Here is a 13590-nt window from a genome sequence, read left to right as displayed (position 1 = left end):
TCAGATCGAAGCTGAGAGCAGTCACACTGCTGACTTGTTCCAGTGACGCTTGATGGTGGCCAAACTGATACGCAGCTTCTCAGCGGTTTGACTCTGGCTCAGACCATCCACCTTGCATTCCTGCACTTCCTTGGTTGTACCCACTGCCTCTGGCCGTCCCAGCTTCTTGCCTTCACTTTTCGCACGATTGATGCCTGCATGGGTGCGCTCGATCAGTAGGTCACGCTCAAACTCAGCCACAGCACTCAGCACTTGCATGGTCATCTTGCCTGCTGCACTGGTGAGGTCTACACCACCCAAAGCGAGACAGTGAACGCGGACACCAGCATTGGACAGCGATTCGACAGTTGTTCGCACATCCATTGCATTCCGGCCAAGACGGTCAAGCTTGGTGACGATCAACACATCACCCTTCTCCATACGTTCCAACAGCTTTTGAAAGCCGGGGCGCTCGCTGGCTTGTGTGCTGCCACTGATTGTCTCAGCGATCACCCGATGATCCTGTACATCGAATCCAGCCGAACGGATTTCAAGCAGTTGGTTGTCAGTGGTTTGGTCAGTTGTGGAGACACGGGCATAAACAAAGGTGCGGGACATGATTGGCTTCCTGCTGTGCTCATCAAATGTGGTGTCATTTTATCGGTAGTATCATAAAATTGGAAGCACAATTTATGACACCAATATTTGGCTGTTACTGCTGGTGTCGCTTAACAGACGATTGTTGATACCACAGCAGCGGCGCAGGTTGATAACCCCTCAGTAAACGTCTTGATCAGTGGAAGAGCCCAATAATCAAAAATGGAATCAGTGGGGAATCGAATCGGCCTGTAGCGGCATCTGTAGAGGGCGTATAGGGGAACCTGAGGCGGTATGGCTCAGCTACCAGTGCCAACCAGCATCTCCACATCTTCAACAAGGCAGGACGGGCTGCATCCTAAAGCACCGGCAAGCTTGAATATGATGGTTATGGTGGGCTGATTAAGGCCGCGCTCAATGAGGCTGACGTAATTCCGCTGAATGTCAGCTTCAAGAGCTAGCTGCTCCTGTGTGAGTCCCGCGTCCTTCCGCCTTTTGCGAAGAACCTTCCCAAATGCCAGCCCTATGTCCAAAACCTGCTCCCCCTGCTGAAGAGAGGGACTGTCGGACGTAGGGGCGATTAGGTCTTCACAATATACTGTGAAAAAATAGCTGATGTGGCATCATTGCAATCAGAATGGTGGCCGTCCGCCACTGCTCAGCGTTTGGATCTGGACAATCGCTGGTTTCGTAATGTCAAGACATGGAGTGGCATATGTATGAAGATGAAAACTCACTGCCCGCAATGTGCTGAACTCATAAAATGCCAAGCAGCGAAGTGTAGATTTTGCGGTTTTGACATTGATTATAATCAGCGTTTAAATTCTGGATTTCCTGCTCGACGTATACTTTACCTTATGGCGTTAGCGTCATTCGTTGTGAGTGGTATGGATTTAGCTGGCGCTACTGCCGGCAGTCCACGCCAAACCGAAGGATACATACTGACTATTCTATTTGTCTTGCTTATGACTGCTGGCGTGATTGTTCAAGTCGCACAAAGAAAGGCAGGGGACAAACGGAGTGATAAGAAGTTCTGGGCTATAAGTATCGCTTTGATGCTGGTCTTGCTATTTGCAGGAATGGTCGCTATCGACTGATTTGTGTGATTTATTTTTTCTCAAAAATAGCTAGGGCTCAATATATGCGTAAGTTTCTATTATTGTTATCCATGGTGTCGCTCAGTGCTACTGCTCAATGGTCCGCGTACACAGAAAAGGACGAGTTGCGGAAAAGTCAAACAGTCGGTGTCGATACTACAGTTTCCCCCGTTAGTGGAGATGGGCCTAAACTCTACGTTAATATTATGACCCCGCCCGACCATCCTGATTGGCGATTTGCAATTGTAAAATTTTCAGATGACATGGAAAAAATCCAATGCGAGAGCATATGTCAGATAACGATGCGGCTTGATGACTATAAGGTCGTTGAAGATTCATTCACCATGGTTAATGGTGAGTTTATTAGGCCGCTTTATTCTAATGCATTGGTCAAGGCAATGAATATTGCAGAGACAATGTATATTGAAATTCCTACAGCTAGCGGTAGGGCGTATCAATATCGGTTAGACTTGAAAGAATTTGACGTAAAAGTTGACATGAAACCGCAGGTGAGCATGGGCGGAGTTACTATTGGTGATGATCAGTCATCAATACCCACTAATTTCGAGAAAATGAAAAATCCAGACTGTTTTAGCGCAAATAATGTTCCGTTGACTCAAGGAGGGGTTGTTGCTCCTAGCGCTACTACTTGCGTGACAAAGGGAAAAATTTCAAGCATATCTTTCTATGATATTCCAGAAAAAGATAGAGCCAAAGTTAATGGCTACTTTTTGAAGCAATTTGGTAGTGTCGATAAGTCCAGTGCTAAGTATCACATGCTAAGTTGGCCATTGGAAAAGAGCTTGGGGCACTTCCACACTGTCGATGGAACCTCCATTTTGGGTAGATATATGATTTATGACTCATCCAATAGATACTTGACCAAACAGACCAATTAAACTCATTTCGGCTTTCAGGTGAATGGGGCAGCGAATGATCTTAAAATCTGGATTAATCAACCCAAGATACAGCCCGCTCTTGCTCTCTTTTCTGTGGTGACACAGGTAGCATACCCACAACAAGGTGTTGTGAGTACAACATCTAGGGGGCTTTGCCCCTGAGAGTCAATATCTTAGATTGTTGGGGTGATTTGATTAATTATATTAATCACCCCTTTCTTTCTTAAATGCACTATGCAGGGTGTACAGTATCTCTATAATGACTCTATAGAATTAGTGTACAGGCAGGTTAGCTTTGCCATCATCATGCAGCAAGCTGCTGATCTTTCCACTTCCTGATGGTGGTTCTACTTATACCAGTCTCACGATTGATTCTATTTTCAGACATACCTTGTGCAAGCAAGCCCAAGACTACCTGCCTCCTATCTGGATCAATCTTCCGCCTATCCTCCTTTGTAGGAAGGCACTCAGAAAAGCTCCAATCCACTTTGGCATTTGCCAGATAGGAGCCTACTAGATAGTTAGCCACTCGTTCATCCTGAACAAACATTCTGATGGACTTGGTGTTGCCCGGGTTACGGATAGCTGTCCTCGTGACAAACTGGAGGCTTGGCTCAAGGAGCCGAGTAGTAATGAAAGCATTTTCAAAACTATCGTATGGTCTGCCATACTTGCCAGCTAAAGACTCTAGATTCAACTTGTCAGCACGAGACGGATTACCACCAAATAGGGCTATAGCCTCTGTTGCATCACTATACTGGTTCAACCCTCGATTATCTTTCGACAGGTAGTGTACATTTAGCGTGTTGTCTAGCTTACCCCACTTGTTAGCCGATAGCAGAGGTGTGCTGCCGGTGTTGTCTAATGCTGTACGCAGTACAAGGTCAAGGTTACGACCTTGCTCTGTCCTCTCAATCATATTTGTCTGACTAAACTTCGACCCTTGTTTCACCATGGGATAAATGGTGATAGGACATTCGTAAGCACCCGCCGGTGGTGTGAACACAGATTGCTCAAATTGGAAGCCATGTATTTGCGCGAAAAGCTCAAACTCACCAACAACATTAGCGGCCAGCACATGAACTTCATCAGCGGCAGAAAATATAGACCACCAATTATCAATTTCCTCTACAGCATAAACAAGTCGATTCCCGCTCTTATCTACAGCCTCTATGAATACATCCGCCCTCTGCATCAGCAGTCGAAATATATTTAGCGCTGCATCACTCCAAGTGGATGATGTACCACCTCGCACACCATTACTGCCAGATGTCACGAACTTCTCCAAGTCTGCCTCGTGGCCATCTTGTATGAGCAGTCTCTTATCAATCTCTTCCAAGTGAAAAAGCAGGCGGTTAGTTTCATTTTCATCAAATGAATAGTCGATATAGCTAACCACCTTGGGCAGTTCATCAACTATCAACATCCAGCCACTTAGGCTCTCTGGATTCACCTTCTGCATTGATTGCTGTGTGCAGAGAAGGATTGAATGTTTCTCGTACTTGAGTGCGGCATTCAGCTTATTAACTACTGGGATTCTATTAGCGCCAGTGTCGGTGCTGCTGTCGATTCGCTTGCAAGCTAGTCCAATAGCATCAATACGTTGCTCCACTTCAGCAATCAAGGCGATGGTTGGAAGTGCAATGACAATACGACTACCTTTCCTCATCAGCATCGGCAATGCTTGTAGCATCGTTTCAGTTTTGCCACTTCCCGGGCGACCTTCAGCTTTGTATATCAATTTCCTCATGTGTAGTTTTCCTCATTTGTTCAGATTGCCCCATAGGCATTTCCTCTGGTTGGTGGTCTTTGTGGTTTCTCAAATCTCAGGCACGACGAAGCCCCCTGCGAGGCATGATTCCTTTAAAAGAACACGGTCGCGTGGAGGCTGGGCGCTTGAAGAACGGCCAACCTTAGCACTATTGATTCTCGACTACAATAAATAATTAATTAACTAAATGAGAAAAGTAATTTCTAGCTTATTCCAATAGGTAGGCGATTTAGTTAATTCGAAAAATGGCTTTTCTTGCAGGGTTCTACCACTGGCCGTAAGGCCCTAATGCAACCATTCTCTCACCTACCCGCCATCCTATCCTTGCCTCAAGCCAGATAGTGCGCAGAATCGCCTGAGAATGCGCCCTAGGCACATGGCAACTGGGTATCCCCCACTATTTACCAAATAAGCTGTTGAATCTGTGACAGCCACTCATTTATGAGTGAGGAAAACGATTCTGGTCTAGCACCCACACCGGCCATCCCCAGCATTCATCGGGGTCAAAAGTGTTTGGAAACCTTTTCGCAGACACAAAAAAAGCCCACCAGCAATAGCTAGCAGGCTTTTTAATCCTGTTGTTTTCATTGTTAACGCTCAGGTTGGATTACGCAGGGATCTCCAAAGGCGAGTAACAGGCTTGCACTTCTGCCTCGATCTGAGCCAGCTGCTTGGCTTTAGCTGTCTCAGCAGCCTTACGCTCTTTCTCTTGTAGCTTCTGGATTAGTTGCTGCCGCAGTAGATCTTGATAACGGGAGTGTTCCGCTTCCAACCATTCAACATACTCAGATTTTACTTTTATTTTTAACTCTGCAATATCTTGCTCTTGCAGATGTTCTGGTTTGATGAGCATACAGCTGTAATGGAGTGGGTCCGTAACTACCGCATGATTGCGGGCGATGGTGTATCCCTCTGCAAATTTGGCAGCAACAAGCTCAAGGAAGTCATATGGCAAGGGTGCATATACCCCTTGCTTTGATTGCGTGGTGAGCTTGTAGAGCTTCACAGCATCTTCTAGGCGGCGCTTAAATTCAGCATCATTCCATTTCGGCGGGACACCGTTAATTTGGATCTTCTCAGACATTATTTATTTCCTCTTTTCTGCATGTAATGGTAATAGGCGGTCATCACTTTGATTCTGTATCCAGTAGCGTCAAACTCAGTAGACTTAGTAGGCGCTGACACTTTAGTGGTTGGTGTTTTCGTGACAGACGATCTAGTTGCTTGAAGAGCTTGGCTAATAGCTGGTGTTTGTTTGCGGCGTTCTACAGCTCTCGCAAAAGCTGTCATAAAGTTGTTTTTCTTCATTCAGATTCCCCATGTCTGTTTAGGTGTAGGTTGTGCTTGGTAGTGAGAATGTCAATCTGATCTACACAGCGGCGATATTCAGCCTTATCCCCACTTGCAGCAGCTGCTGCTTGTAGGCGGCGATAGTGGCTCACCTGCTCAATTGCAAGCTGCCTTTCAAAACCATGTAAGGTCATAAGTACTCCTTTTAATATAGGGAAGGAACAGTCTCAGCCTCGACTGTTTCGGGTTATTGAACCCTCGTAAATCAAGGGCTGCAGAGGTGCAAATGTAGGGGGCGCGTAGGGTGGCCCTCCCTAGAGAAACATCGCTCAAAACGCACCACGGAGCGTTCTAGAGGCATATAGGGTTTAGGGCGGAATAGGGCTAAGACGCTTGGAGAGCCTCTTTGAATGAGGGGCTGATGAGAGCAAACTCACCAGCATCTACGCATGTGCCGTCTTTGTGCTTGGCTAATACTGAAAAATATCGTTCTAGTACGAAATCTGAAACCGCGATTAGTTTGTGCTGAGGGGCGATCCTGTCAGGCTTCTCGTTCTCAAAGCAATTTACAATAAGGTTAGATTGACGGTGGATGACGAGCCAGTTATTCATGATTCACCACCAGATCGCTCAAGTACTCATTGATGGTTTGATTGGCCGAGAAAGCCTTAACTGTAAGCTCGGTAAAGATGATGTGCGGCACACGAAACTTTACCAACATTGTTTGATTTCTGTTGGAGCGAAAGAGTTTCGATCTGCAAGAGCTAGAGCAGGTTCGACTGTCTGATCGTCTATGTTGAAGCGATTTTTTGCAGATACAGCAGGTACGGGTATTCGTCATAAGACCTCCTTGGGTTATGAATTGAGTGGTTATGTTGTGTTATATAGAGCCCGGAACGGGTAATCCGTTGGACAAAAAGAAGCCCTCAAGCCGCAAGCGGTAGAGGGCATAAGGAAAGAATAGGTGCCTTTGGGGAAATTAGAGGAAACCCAAAGGCGTGAGTGCTGTACAGAGATGAGAAATACAGCACTCAGGAAACGTCATGCGACATAGAGGAATATGCGAAATTGAATCTCTAAAACAATTTAGATATTTATTAATAATATCAATTAGGCTCCGTTATTGTCAATAGATGTTTTGAATATTTTGAACTTTTATCAATATAAAATATTCACTGAATGCATAGTAGTGCTTCATGCATTGCCGCAGTTGGAGTTCTACTTCCATAGATGCCAAAGGTGACTGAGCTGTCCTCATGGCCAACCATGCGCTTGATCAATGAATCTTGTACTGCGGCGTCACGAAGATCGTCAATGAATGTATGGCGGAAACTATGGAATGTCTTTCGTGTGTCAGTGATGCCCAGCTTCGTCTTGTATCTACCAAACCATTTTGAAGGTGCGTGCCCTAGTTTTCCGCGCACAGCTTCCAGATCAGGGAATAGGCGATCTGTCCCGGTCGCCTGAACTGACGCTACATGCTGTAGCAAACCCAATCCGATCAGGGTAGGGTGGATCGGAAGCACACGCCGACTACCTGAGTTTTTGAGACTCTGGCCTTCACTGCTGTCATCAATACGGAAGCAGTGGAAACCTTGTTGCTCGATGAAGTCATCTACCCTCAGCTGGCACAGTTCTTCCAGTCGTGCTCCGGTGTATCGACCTAGTAGTGGTATCCAGAAGCGCCACTGATGTTTGTGGGCTTCCTTTCGTAATGCTTCATGGTCCAACAGAGTCACGAGATCGTGGCGGTCAAATGACAGTCGTGCTTCTTTTGCTGAGCCAGTCATTACCTTCATTCCCGCCAACGGGTTTTCTGTGACGTACCTGTTCACCTTGCACCAGTTGAGGAAGGCAGTGAGCTTGCGTAGTCGGTTGTTCACCGTGACGGCGGTGATAGTCTTATAGTTGCTGCCCGACTCAATCACCTGCTTCAAAGTCTTCCCCTTGAACTCTGGCCGTAAGCCGAAGTACTGGGGACAGCGGCTAAGCCGTTCTTTCAAAAGGCGGGCTTGCTGAGCATCGAAGGCAATCGCAGGCATGTCACCCATTAGCTCAAACAGCTCAGTTAGGGCGCGCTCAATGTCTTCGGTGCTGGTTTGTCGCCATGTGCCGCCGCGTTTACCTTCTTCTATATACAGCTTTGAGAGGGTGGCCAGTGTGGGGCCTTCGGCAATCCGCTTCTGTGTGGCTGCTGAAACCATCCTTGGAGCAGTAGGGACGAAAGGTTGAGGTATCGCTTCACGCCAATGCTCACAAAGCGCACGCAGCGTCTCCGGGGCGGTCAACGGGTGCTCACTCAAGTGGCTATACACCCTCTGGACAAGTGAGGTTGCTAGGAATACAGCTACCTGACGCTCACGCACTCGCAGGGATACGCGAAGGGTGTGACGGTTGGGGAACAGGTGCTTTGGTAGTCGAAGGTTGAGGTAGTAGACGGACTGGCGGCGGACGATATAGGCCATGGGGAGCACCAGAGTGGACCAGTAAAGTGGACCAATTGAGTGGAACAATTCTGGTCACACCCCAAGCTTTGAGCGTGTATCTGAGAGCTCACGCGGATAGAGAATCTGCTGCCCCGTTAACCTGAAACCCTTGCCCTATAAGGCTTGCACCGATTGCTGAACACTCCCCCATGACATTGATTCAGGCCCGGAAGGGAGCAGCCATAGCGGGAACATCGAGTGCCGGGGTGTGGCTGGTGGGGCCGCCTCCATTCTTTAAATCCTTGAGCTCTCAAGGATCTCTCGTTCAAAAAACCTCTTAGTCAATGTGCCAAAGCGCATGACGTCTCGACGTTCCAACCCCTGCTCTGTGAGAATGCCAGAAGGCCATATCGCCTCCAGAACGGACGCTGCGCAATGGACAGCCTTCCTACCCTCGAAACCTCGCGCCTGATACTCACGCCGCTGCAGTTGGGCGATGCCCCCGCTATTCAGCAACTGTTCCCGCACTGGGACATTGTCCGCTACCTGGACAGCCGTGTGCCATGGCCCTATCCCGAAGACGGCGCGCTCGTCTATGTCCGAGACATCGCATTACCCGCCATGTACGCTGGGTATGAATGGCACTGGATGATCCGCCTGAAGACGGCGCCAACGCAGATCATCGGCAGCATCAGCCTCTATGACCAGCCGGGTAACAACCGAGGCTTCTGGCTTGCCACCGCATGGCAGAAAAACGGCTACATCCGCGAGGCCTGTGTGGTGATCAACGACTACTGGTTCGAGACGCTTGGGCGTTGTGTCATGCAGGTGCCCAAGGCGGCGAGCAACGACAGATCGCGCAGTGTTTCCGTGCACGAAGGCATGCGCCTGGTTGGCACTGAAGCGGGGCATTTCGTCTGTGGTGCCGTGGCTAAAGAGACCTGGGAGCTGAGCCGTGATGAGTGGCGTGGACGGAGGGCGGTCGTTTAGGTACTGAAGTGGCGATCTCAACGTCAGCAAATGCTTGCCTTTGCCAGTGCCTTGTCGTGATAGAAAACAAAACCTTTCAGCAAGGACTGCTTACATGTCGTCTGTACCCACGCCTCGGTCTTGGCAATTTGCCGTGTTCTGCATTGCCTGTTTCCTGCTGTCGATCAGCTACGGCTCGACGTTTTTGCTTTCTATGCTGGTAAAGGCGTTGGGTGGGGCGGCGAGCGATGCAGGGCAGGTGTTTGCAGTCGCAATGCTGAGTACGCTGCTGTCTGTGGTGGGTTCGGGGCATCTGTTGCAGCGCGTTGGCGCTGCTCGCGCTATCGCGGTTGGGGCGCTCTGCCTGGTCGTGGCGTCAGTAGGCTTTGCCTTGGTGCCCGGTCTGGGCGCCGCCTTATTGGTGTGTGGCCTGATGCTCGGGATCGGCTGGGGGCTCTTCTACACGATAGGGCCGATCATGGTTGCGCAAATGGTCGAGCCATCACGGCGCACCCACTGTTTTGCATTGCTCTCCGGCAGCATGTTGACAGGCATAGGTACCGGGCCATTGCTGGGTAAGTTCGCTGCCCTTGTGGCTTTGCCGACTCAGTTCGCTTTTTGGGTAGCGGCGTGTGCTGCTGGGGTGGCGGGGTTGTACTTCGCTTGGCTCGGTTCGACCGCTCATGGGCAGCGGCCGGCTGAGAAGGTGCAGATCGATTTGGCGTCCGCGCTCAAAGTGATGCGTTCGCGTTCAGGTTTGTCGATCCTGATGGTAGGGCTGGGTGGGGCGATTTTCGGCACCATGGGCAGTTTCCAGACCAGCTATGCCGACCGCCTCGGGCTTGATTATTCACTCTTCTTCATTGGCTTCATGGGCGCTGCGATTGCCTGCAGGCTCTTGCTGGCCGGCTGGGTTGTGAAGCAACAGCCGCTAGCGACCTCCTGGGTTTTGACTTTGATCATGGCCACCGCCGTACTGGGGTTTGATCAGTGGGTGCACAGCGCTGAGAGCTATTTGGCCATGGCCATGCTACTGGGCGTGGGGTATGGCTTGAATTACTCGGTGATCAACGGGCTCGCTGCCAACGAGGCGCCGGCAGGGCTTACGGCGCAAGCGTTGCTGCTTTTCAGCCTGTCGTATTTCATCGGCGTGTTCGGGTTTCCCTATGTCGCCAGCCAATTGATCACGCAGCTAGGTATCAACGCGATGATGCTCAGCATTGAAGGCGTTGCGCTTGTGGTCGTTGGGCTGAGTACGGGGCGATGGCTTGCTTCGCGTTTTTACAAGCCTGCTCTGGCGTAAGGGCGTTTCTCCCAGCACCCCTGCTGCTGAAAGCTTCAACATACGCTGAAATTTCGGACAGGCCAGGTGATCGTCCTCTGGGCACTGCGCCGCATGCCGCAGGCCTTTGCTCATTGCCTGCAAGCGCTTGATCCGTGCATCGATTTCGTCCGCTTTGGCAATCAGCATTTGCCGATCGACCTGCAGGGCCGCCAGCATCGCACCCACTTCATCCAGGGAAAAGCCTGCGGCCTGCCCCAGCGCAATCAGTGCCAGGCGGTCCGCCACGTCGGCAGCGAACTGGCGCCGCTGACCGCGCCCGGCGAGGGATTTGAGCAAGCCTTTCTTTTCGTAATAGCGCAGCGTTGACGCGGGTACGCCTGTGCGCTTGGCGACATCGGCAATGTCCATGGTGGCCCTTGACTTGAAGTTGACTTCAACTTCTATGCTGCGCGGCATGTTGCTGAACGTCAATCTTAGAGGGCTGAATCAATGACGCTTGCCATGCTAAAAGCCGCTTTGCTGATCGGGGTCGGAGCCACCGTGGTCATGGACCTGTGGGGGATGTTGCTGCGGCGCATGGGCATCCCTACTTTGAATTTCGCCATGGTAGGGCGCTGGGCGGGTCACTTGATGAGGGGGCAGGCGCAGCACGAAGCTATCGCCAAGGCCGAACCGGTCGCGAACGAGATGGCTTGGGGGTGGGTTATCCACTATGGGATTGGCGTGCTGTTTGCGGTGATGCTGGTGGGGATGGTCGGGGAGGGCTGGCTGAGTGCGCCGACGCTGTGGCCTGCGCTGATTTGGGGTATGGCTACGGTGGTGGCGCCGCTGTGCTTCATGCAGCCGATGATGGGGGCGGGGTTCTTTGCCTCCAGGACGCCGACGCCTGGGCGTAATTGCCTGAAGAGTCTGGTTATGCATTCGGTGTTTGGGGTTGGGTTGTTCTTGAGTGCCGATTTGATTGCGGCAGTGTGAAGGCAGCGCTCGGGATTACAGCAGTCGCAAGATCAAGAGGCCGGCGAGAAGTAATGCCAAAGCAAAGCCCGCACCTAGGCTGAACGGCAAAAGCGCTGACCAAGGAGAAAAGGCTCTGGCCTTGCGCATGTCTTCGGCCAGGGCCTCTACTTCGCGATGGGATTGCTCAACCCTATCTTGAGTGGAACGGGGCATGATCTTTCCTCTTGCCGAAAACGGGAGTGCTCAGAGTTTAACCAGCAGCGCCATGATACCCGCAATGGCAGTCAAAATGACCGAGCCAGTTGCGAAGGGGTGCCAGAACGCCTCTTGTCTAAGCTTGCGCTCTTCAGCCACGAATTTGAGTGCTTCTGCAGCTAGCTTGCGATTCTCGATCTGTAGTTTGTCGAGTTCCAGATTGTCTCGATCATCTTGGAGCATCGGGAGGTGTCTTTTTGAGGGGTGGCGATAATTGTGCGCCATCAGGCGAGAGGTCGGAATCGCGCTATACACCAGATTTTGTAGTCCAATTGCCAACTAAGGAAGGATCCTACTCTCGTATAGCCGATTTCCTGCTGCATCTGTAAGGCTCTTAGAAATATCCTACGCATCCCGTCGACTCCCGTCTGATTGTCCTTGGAAACCCCACCCAATAGGCTTTTACGGTCGTTGTCAGTTCAGCGATCGGGTGTGGAAGCCCGGGAACGACTTGGAGCAGTTGTCTGTTATGACAGCTGTGCGCGGGAGGTACTTGTATCTGCCGGGTTTTCCATGTGCCTGGTCTTCCACCCCGCGTACAGTTGTCACCCTAATGCGTGGAAGCAAAAGGGTGCAGCTCATGTCACATGGAGCCTGCATGAAAAAAATCGTCCCCAACCTACCCCATACCTTCGACCTGCCCCCCGGCAAATCCCTTTCCCGCGCCATCAGCGAAGGCATCGTGCCGATAGAGTTCGCGCTGATGAATGTCTCCCATTACCTGATGTTCGCCTACAGCGACAGCCGTCGAGCACTTGAGCGTATCCAGGACGAAGAAACGCGACAGCTACTGGAGCATGGCCTGCGCGCCATGCAAATCGCCTGGGGCCAGGCGGATGCGGTGACGTTGGCTGTGGAGCGCCAGAAGTAGCGAGGGCTGCCCACAGTCAGCGGAGTGTTTTAAACAGCGATGTTTATTGCAGGTGAAATATCTCGGAGCAGCCCCACGTGTCGGTAGGACACCTCCTGCATCCAGGCTCAATGAATGTCATTACAGTAATGCATGCCGCAACAAGGGAGAGCAGGCATGAAAATGAGCAAGCGGGATTTGGTCGCCGGTGTTCTGGTGACGGTCCTATGGGGCTGTAACTTCTCTGTCATCGAACTAGGCTTGAGAAGCCTGGATCCCTACCTTCTGACGCTGTTGCGTTTCGTCTTCTGCGCTATGCCTCTGGTGTTTTTCGTCAAGCGCCCGGCAGGCATTTCATATGGGGTGCTGGCCCTATACGGTGTGATGTTCGGCGCTGGCTTGTGGTGGGTGGTCAACTTCGCAATGTACCAAGGCTTGTCCCCCGGCATGTCGTCGGTGTTTCTACAGTTCAGTGCCTTTTTCACTATCCTCCTCAGTAGCCTCTTTCTGGGCGAGCGAGTCAGTGGGGTCCATCTCTGCGGCATGGCCTCAGCCGCCTGCGGTCTGATAATGATCTTGGCATTAGGGGGTGAGTCGTCGACGGTTACCGGCGTTCTTCTCGTGCTTATCGCTGCCCTGGCCTGGTCACTCTGCAACCTGGTGGTCAAGCTCAAGCGCCCGGTTGATATGGTCGCGTTCATTATCTGGTCGAGTCTTTTTTCGGTACCGGCAATCTTCGTTTTGACAGTCGCAGCTAATGGCTGGGCCTCATTCTTTTCGGTACCGGCAATCTTCGTTTTGACAGTCGCAGCTAATGGCTGGGCCTCATTCGCAGTGCTTGCCGGCGGTATAGCGTGGGAAGCCTTGTTCTCTGTGCTATTTCAGAGCTACATCACAACCATCCTGGGCTACCTGGTATGGAACAACTTGATGAAGAAATACCCGGCTGCCCAAGTCGCACCGCTCTCGCTGCTCGTGCCTGTATCGGGGCTGGTTGCTTCCTACCTGTTTTTGGGTGAGCAGATGAGCATTGCCAAAGCGATTGCGATTGCCTTCGTCTTGCTGGGTATCTTGATCTTCGTCAACGCCCAAAACCTGCAGCGGATCATGTGGGGCAGAGGCTTGGCGGAATAGCGCATTAACCTAACTGGACGTTCAACGCACGGATGCACTTTGTCAGAGGATGATGAAATGTTTGATGTGAACAAACACAGG

General features: G+C 51.0%; 16 protein-coding genes. 7 read left to right on the top strand and 9 right to left on the bottom strand.

Features of this window, described 5'->3' with window-relative positions:
- Positions 1 to 21: 21 nt before the first annotated feature.
- Positions 22 to 597: a recombinase family protein gene (locus ACSSU5_RS02740; RefSeq protein ID WP_492560548.1), complete on the bottom strand. Its 576-nt coding sequence runs from the start codon at positions 595 to 597 to the stop codon at positions 22 to 24.
- A gap of 278 nt (positions 598 to 875) precedes the next feature.
- A complete protein-coding gene (locus ACSSU5_RS02735; RefSeq protein WP_063977256.1) occupies positions 876 to 1109 on the bottom strand; it encodes a helix-turn-helix domain-containing protein in 234 nt (77 codons plus the stop codon).
- Positions 1110 to 1295: 186 nt separating this feature from the next.
- Between ACSSU5_RS02735 and ACSSU5_RS02730 the strand changes: the two genes are divergently transcribed.
- Entirely contained in the window at positions 1296 to 1673 is a 378-nt protein-coding gene (locus ACSSU5_RS02730) for a hypothetical protein (RefSeq protein WP_182362936.1), read from the top strand.
- Positions 1674 to 1717: 44 nt separating this feature from the next.
- A complete protein-coding gene (locus ACSSU5_RS02725; RefSeq protein WP_492560547.1) occupies positions 1718 to 2572 on the top strand; it encodes a hypothetical protein in 855 nt (284 codons plus the stop codon).
- 304 nt (positions 2573 to 2876) lie between these two features.
- Here ACSSU5_RS02725 and ACSSU5_RS02720 read toward each other — a convergent pair whose 3' ends face one another.
- From ACSSU5_RS02720 to ACSSU5_RS02705, 4 genes are all read right to left on the bottom strand, one after another.
- Positions 2877 to 4322 (bottom strand): DEAD/DEAH box helicase, encoded by a 1446-nt coding sequence (locus ACSSU5_RS02720; RefSeq protein WP_492560546.1) that lies wholly within the window; start codon positions 4320 to 4322, stop codon positions 2877 to 2879.
- 628 nt (positions 4323 to 4950) lie between these two features.
- Positions 4951 to 5427: a hypothetical protein gene (locus ACSSU5_RS02715; RefSeq protein ID WP_280093845.1), complete on the bottom strand. Its 477-nt coding sequence runs from the start codon at positions 5425 to 5427 to the stop codon at positions 4951 to 4953.
- Positions 5427 to 5651: a hypothetical protein gene (locus tag ACSSU5_RS02710; protein ID WP_182363492.1), complete on the bottom strand. Its 225-nt coding sequence runs from the start codon at positions 5649 to 5651 to the stop codon at positions 5427 to 5429. The genes ACSSU5_RS02715 and ACSSU5_RS02710 overlap by 1 nt, the downstream gene beginning before the upstream one ends.
- Positions 5652 to 6805: 1154 nt before the next feature.
- Positions 6806 to 8098, bottom strand: a complete 1293-nt coding sequence (locus tag ACSSU5_RS02705; RefSeq protein WP_182363491.1) for a site-specific integrase — start codon at positions 8096 to 8098, stop codon at positions 6806 to 6808.
- 396 nt (positions 8099 to 8494) lie between these two features.
- Here ACSSU5_RS02705 and ACSSU5_RS02700 point away from each other — a divergent pair, with 396 nt between their 5' ends.
- Positions 8495 to 9049, top strand: a complete 555-nt coding sequence (locus tag ACSSU5_RS02700) for a GNAT family N-acetyltransferase (protein ID WP_492560545.1) — start codon at positions 8495 to 8497, stop codon at positions 9047 to 9049.
- A gap of 94 nt (positions 9050 to 9143) precedes the next feature.
- Entirely contained in the window at positions 9144 to 10331 is a 1188-nt protein-coding gene (locus tag ACSSU5_RS02695; RefSeq protein WP_492560544.1) for an MFS transporter, read from the top strand.
- Here the strand turns inward: ACSSU5_RS02695 and ACSSU5_RS02690 are convergent.
- On the bottom strand, positions 10221 to 10721 hold the full coding sequence (locus ACSSU5_RS02690; RefSeq protein WP_492560543.1) for a helix-turn-helix domain-containing protein: 501 nt from the start codon (positions 10719 to 10721) through the stop codon (positions 10221 to 10223). The genes ACSSU5_RS02695 and ACSSU5_RS02690 overlap by 111 nt on opposite strands.
- 81 nt (positions 10722 to 10802) lie before the next feature.
- Here ACSSU5_RS02690 and ACSSU5_RS02685 point away from each other — a divergent pair, with 81 nt between their 5' ends.
- Complete coding sequence (locus ACSSU5_RS02685) at positions 10803 to 11288, top strand: DUF2938 domain-containing protein (RefSeq protein ID WP_264312267.1); 486 nt, start codon at positions 10803 to 10805, stop codon at positions 11286 to 11288.
- 15 nt (positions 11289 to 11303) lie between these two features.
- Here ACSSU5_RS02685 and ACSSU5_RS02680 read toward each other — a convergent pair whose 3' ends face one another.
- Together ACSSU5_RS02680 and ACSSU5_RS02675 are read right to left on the bottom strand one after the other, a co-directional pair.
- Positions 11304 to 11483, bottom strand: a complete 180-nt coding sequence (locus ACSSU5_RS02680) for a hypothetical protein (protein ID WP_264312268.1) — start codon at positions 11481 to 11483, stop codon at positions 11304 to 11306.
- Between the two features lie 30 nt (positions 11484 to 11513).
- On the bottom strand, positions 11514 to 11708 hold the full coding sequence (locus tag ACSSU5_RS02675) for a hypothetical protein (RefSeq protein WP_492560542.1): 195 nt from the start codon (positions 11706 to 11708) through the stop codon (positions 11514 to 11516).
- A 415-nt stretch (positions 11709 to 12123) separates the two neighbouring features.
- Between ACSSU5_RS02675 and ACSSU5_RS02670 the strand changes: the two genes are divergently transcribed.
- Together ACSSU5_RS02670 and ACSSU5_RS02665 are read left to right on the top strand one after the other, a co-directional pair.
- Positions 12124 to 12396: a hypothetical protein gene (locus ACSSU5_RS02670; protein ID WP_492560541.1), complete on the top strand. Its 273-nt coding sequence runs from the start codon at positions 12124 to 12126 to the stop codon at positions 12394 to 12396.
- Positions 12397 to 12552: 156 nt separating this feature from the next.
- Positions 12553 to 13509 (top strand): EamA family transporter, encoded by a 957-nt coding sequence (locus tag ACSSU5_RS02665; protein ID WP_492560540.1) that lies wholly within the window; start codon positions 12553 to 12555, stop codon positions 13507 to 13509.
- Positions 13510 to 13590 lie beyond the last annotated feature (81 nt).

It is taken from the genome of Pseudomonas sp. E1MeOHC2 (assembly GCF_058745025.1).
The sequence above is the reverse complement of the archived record's forward strand: the minus strand, read 5'-3'. Positions and strand labels throughout refer to the sequence as shown.

What these genes read in the sequence shown, in the direction of transcription:
- ACSSU5_RS02685 (WP_264312267.1), top strand. Translation starts at nt 10,803, where the DNA reads ATGACGCTTGCCATGCTAAAAGCCGCTTTGCTGATCGGGGTCGGAGCC.
- ACSSU5_RS02670 (WP_492560541.1), top strand. Translation starts at nt 12,124, where the DNA reads ATGAAAAAAATCGTCCCCAACCTACCCCATACCTTCGACCTGCCCCCC.
- ACSSU5_RS02740 (WP_492560548.1), bottom strand. Translation starts at nt 597, where the DNA reads ATGTCCCGCACCTTTGTTTATGCCCGTGTCTCCACAACTGACCAAACC.
- ACSSU5_RS02720 (WP_492560546.1), bottom strand. Translation starts at nt 4,322, where the DNA reads ATGAGGAAATTGATATACAAAGCTGAAGGTCGCCCGGGAAGTGGCAAA.
- ACSSU5_RS02725 (WP_492560547.1), top strand. Translation starts at nt 1,718, where the DNA reads ATGCGTAAGTTTCTATTATTGTTATCCATGGTGTCGCTCAGTGCTACT.
- ACSSU5_RS02705 (WP_182363491.1), bottom strand. Translation starts at nt 8,098, where the DNA reads ATGGCCTATATCGTCCGCCGCCAGTCCGTCTACTACCTCAACCTTCGA.
- ACSSU5_RS02700 (WP_492560545.1), top strand. Translation starts at nt 8,495, where the DNA reads ATGGACAGCCTTCCTACCCTCGAAACCTCGCGCCTGATACTCACGCCG.
- ACSSU5_RS02730 (WP_182362936.1), top strand. Translation starts at nt 1,296, where the DNA reads ATGAAGATGAAAACTCACTGCCCGCAATGTGCTGAACTCATAAAATGC.
- ACSSU5_RS02695 (WP_492560544.1), top strand. Translation starts at nt 9,144, where the DNA reads ATGTCGTCTGTACCCACGCCTCGGTCTTGGCAATTTGCCGTGTTCTGC.
- ACSSU5_RS02710 (WP_182363492.1), bottom strand. Translation starts at nt 5,651, where the DNA reads ATGAAGAAAAACAACTTTATGACAGCTTTTGCGAGAGCTGTAGAACGC.
- ACSSU5_RS02675 (WP_492560542.1), bottom strand. Translation starts at nt 11,708, where the DNA reads ATGCTCCAAGATGATCGAGACAATCTGGAACTCGACAAACTACAGATC.
- ACSSU5_RS02680 (WP_264312268.1), bottom strand. Translation starts at nt 11,483, where the DNA reads ATGCCCCGTTCCACTCAAGATAGGGTTGAGCAATCCCATCGCGAAGTA.
- ACSSU5_RS02715 (WP_280093845.1), bottom strand. Translation starts at nt 5,427, where the DNA reads ATGTCTGAGAAGATCCAAATTAACGGTGTCCCGCCGAAATGGAATGAT.
- ACSSU5_RS02665 (WP_492560540.1), top strand. Translation starts at nt 12,553, where the DNA reads ATGAAAATGAGCAAGCGGGATTTGGTCGCCGGTGTTCTGGTGACGGTC.
- ACSSU5_RS02690 (WP_492560543.1), bottom strand. Translation starts at nt 10,721, where the DNA reads ATGGACATTGCCGATGTCGCCAAGCGCACAGGCGTACCCGCGTCAACG.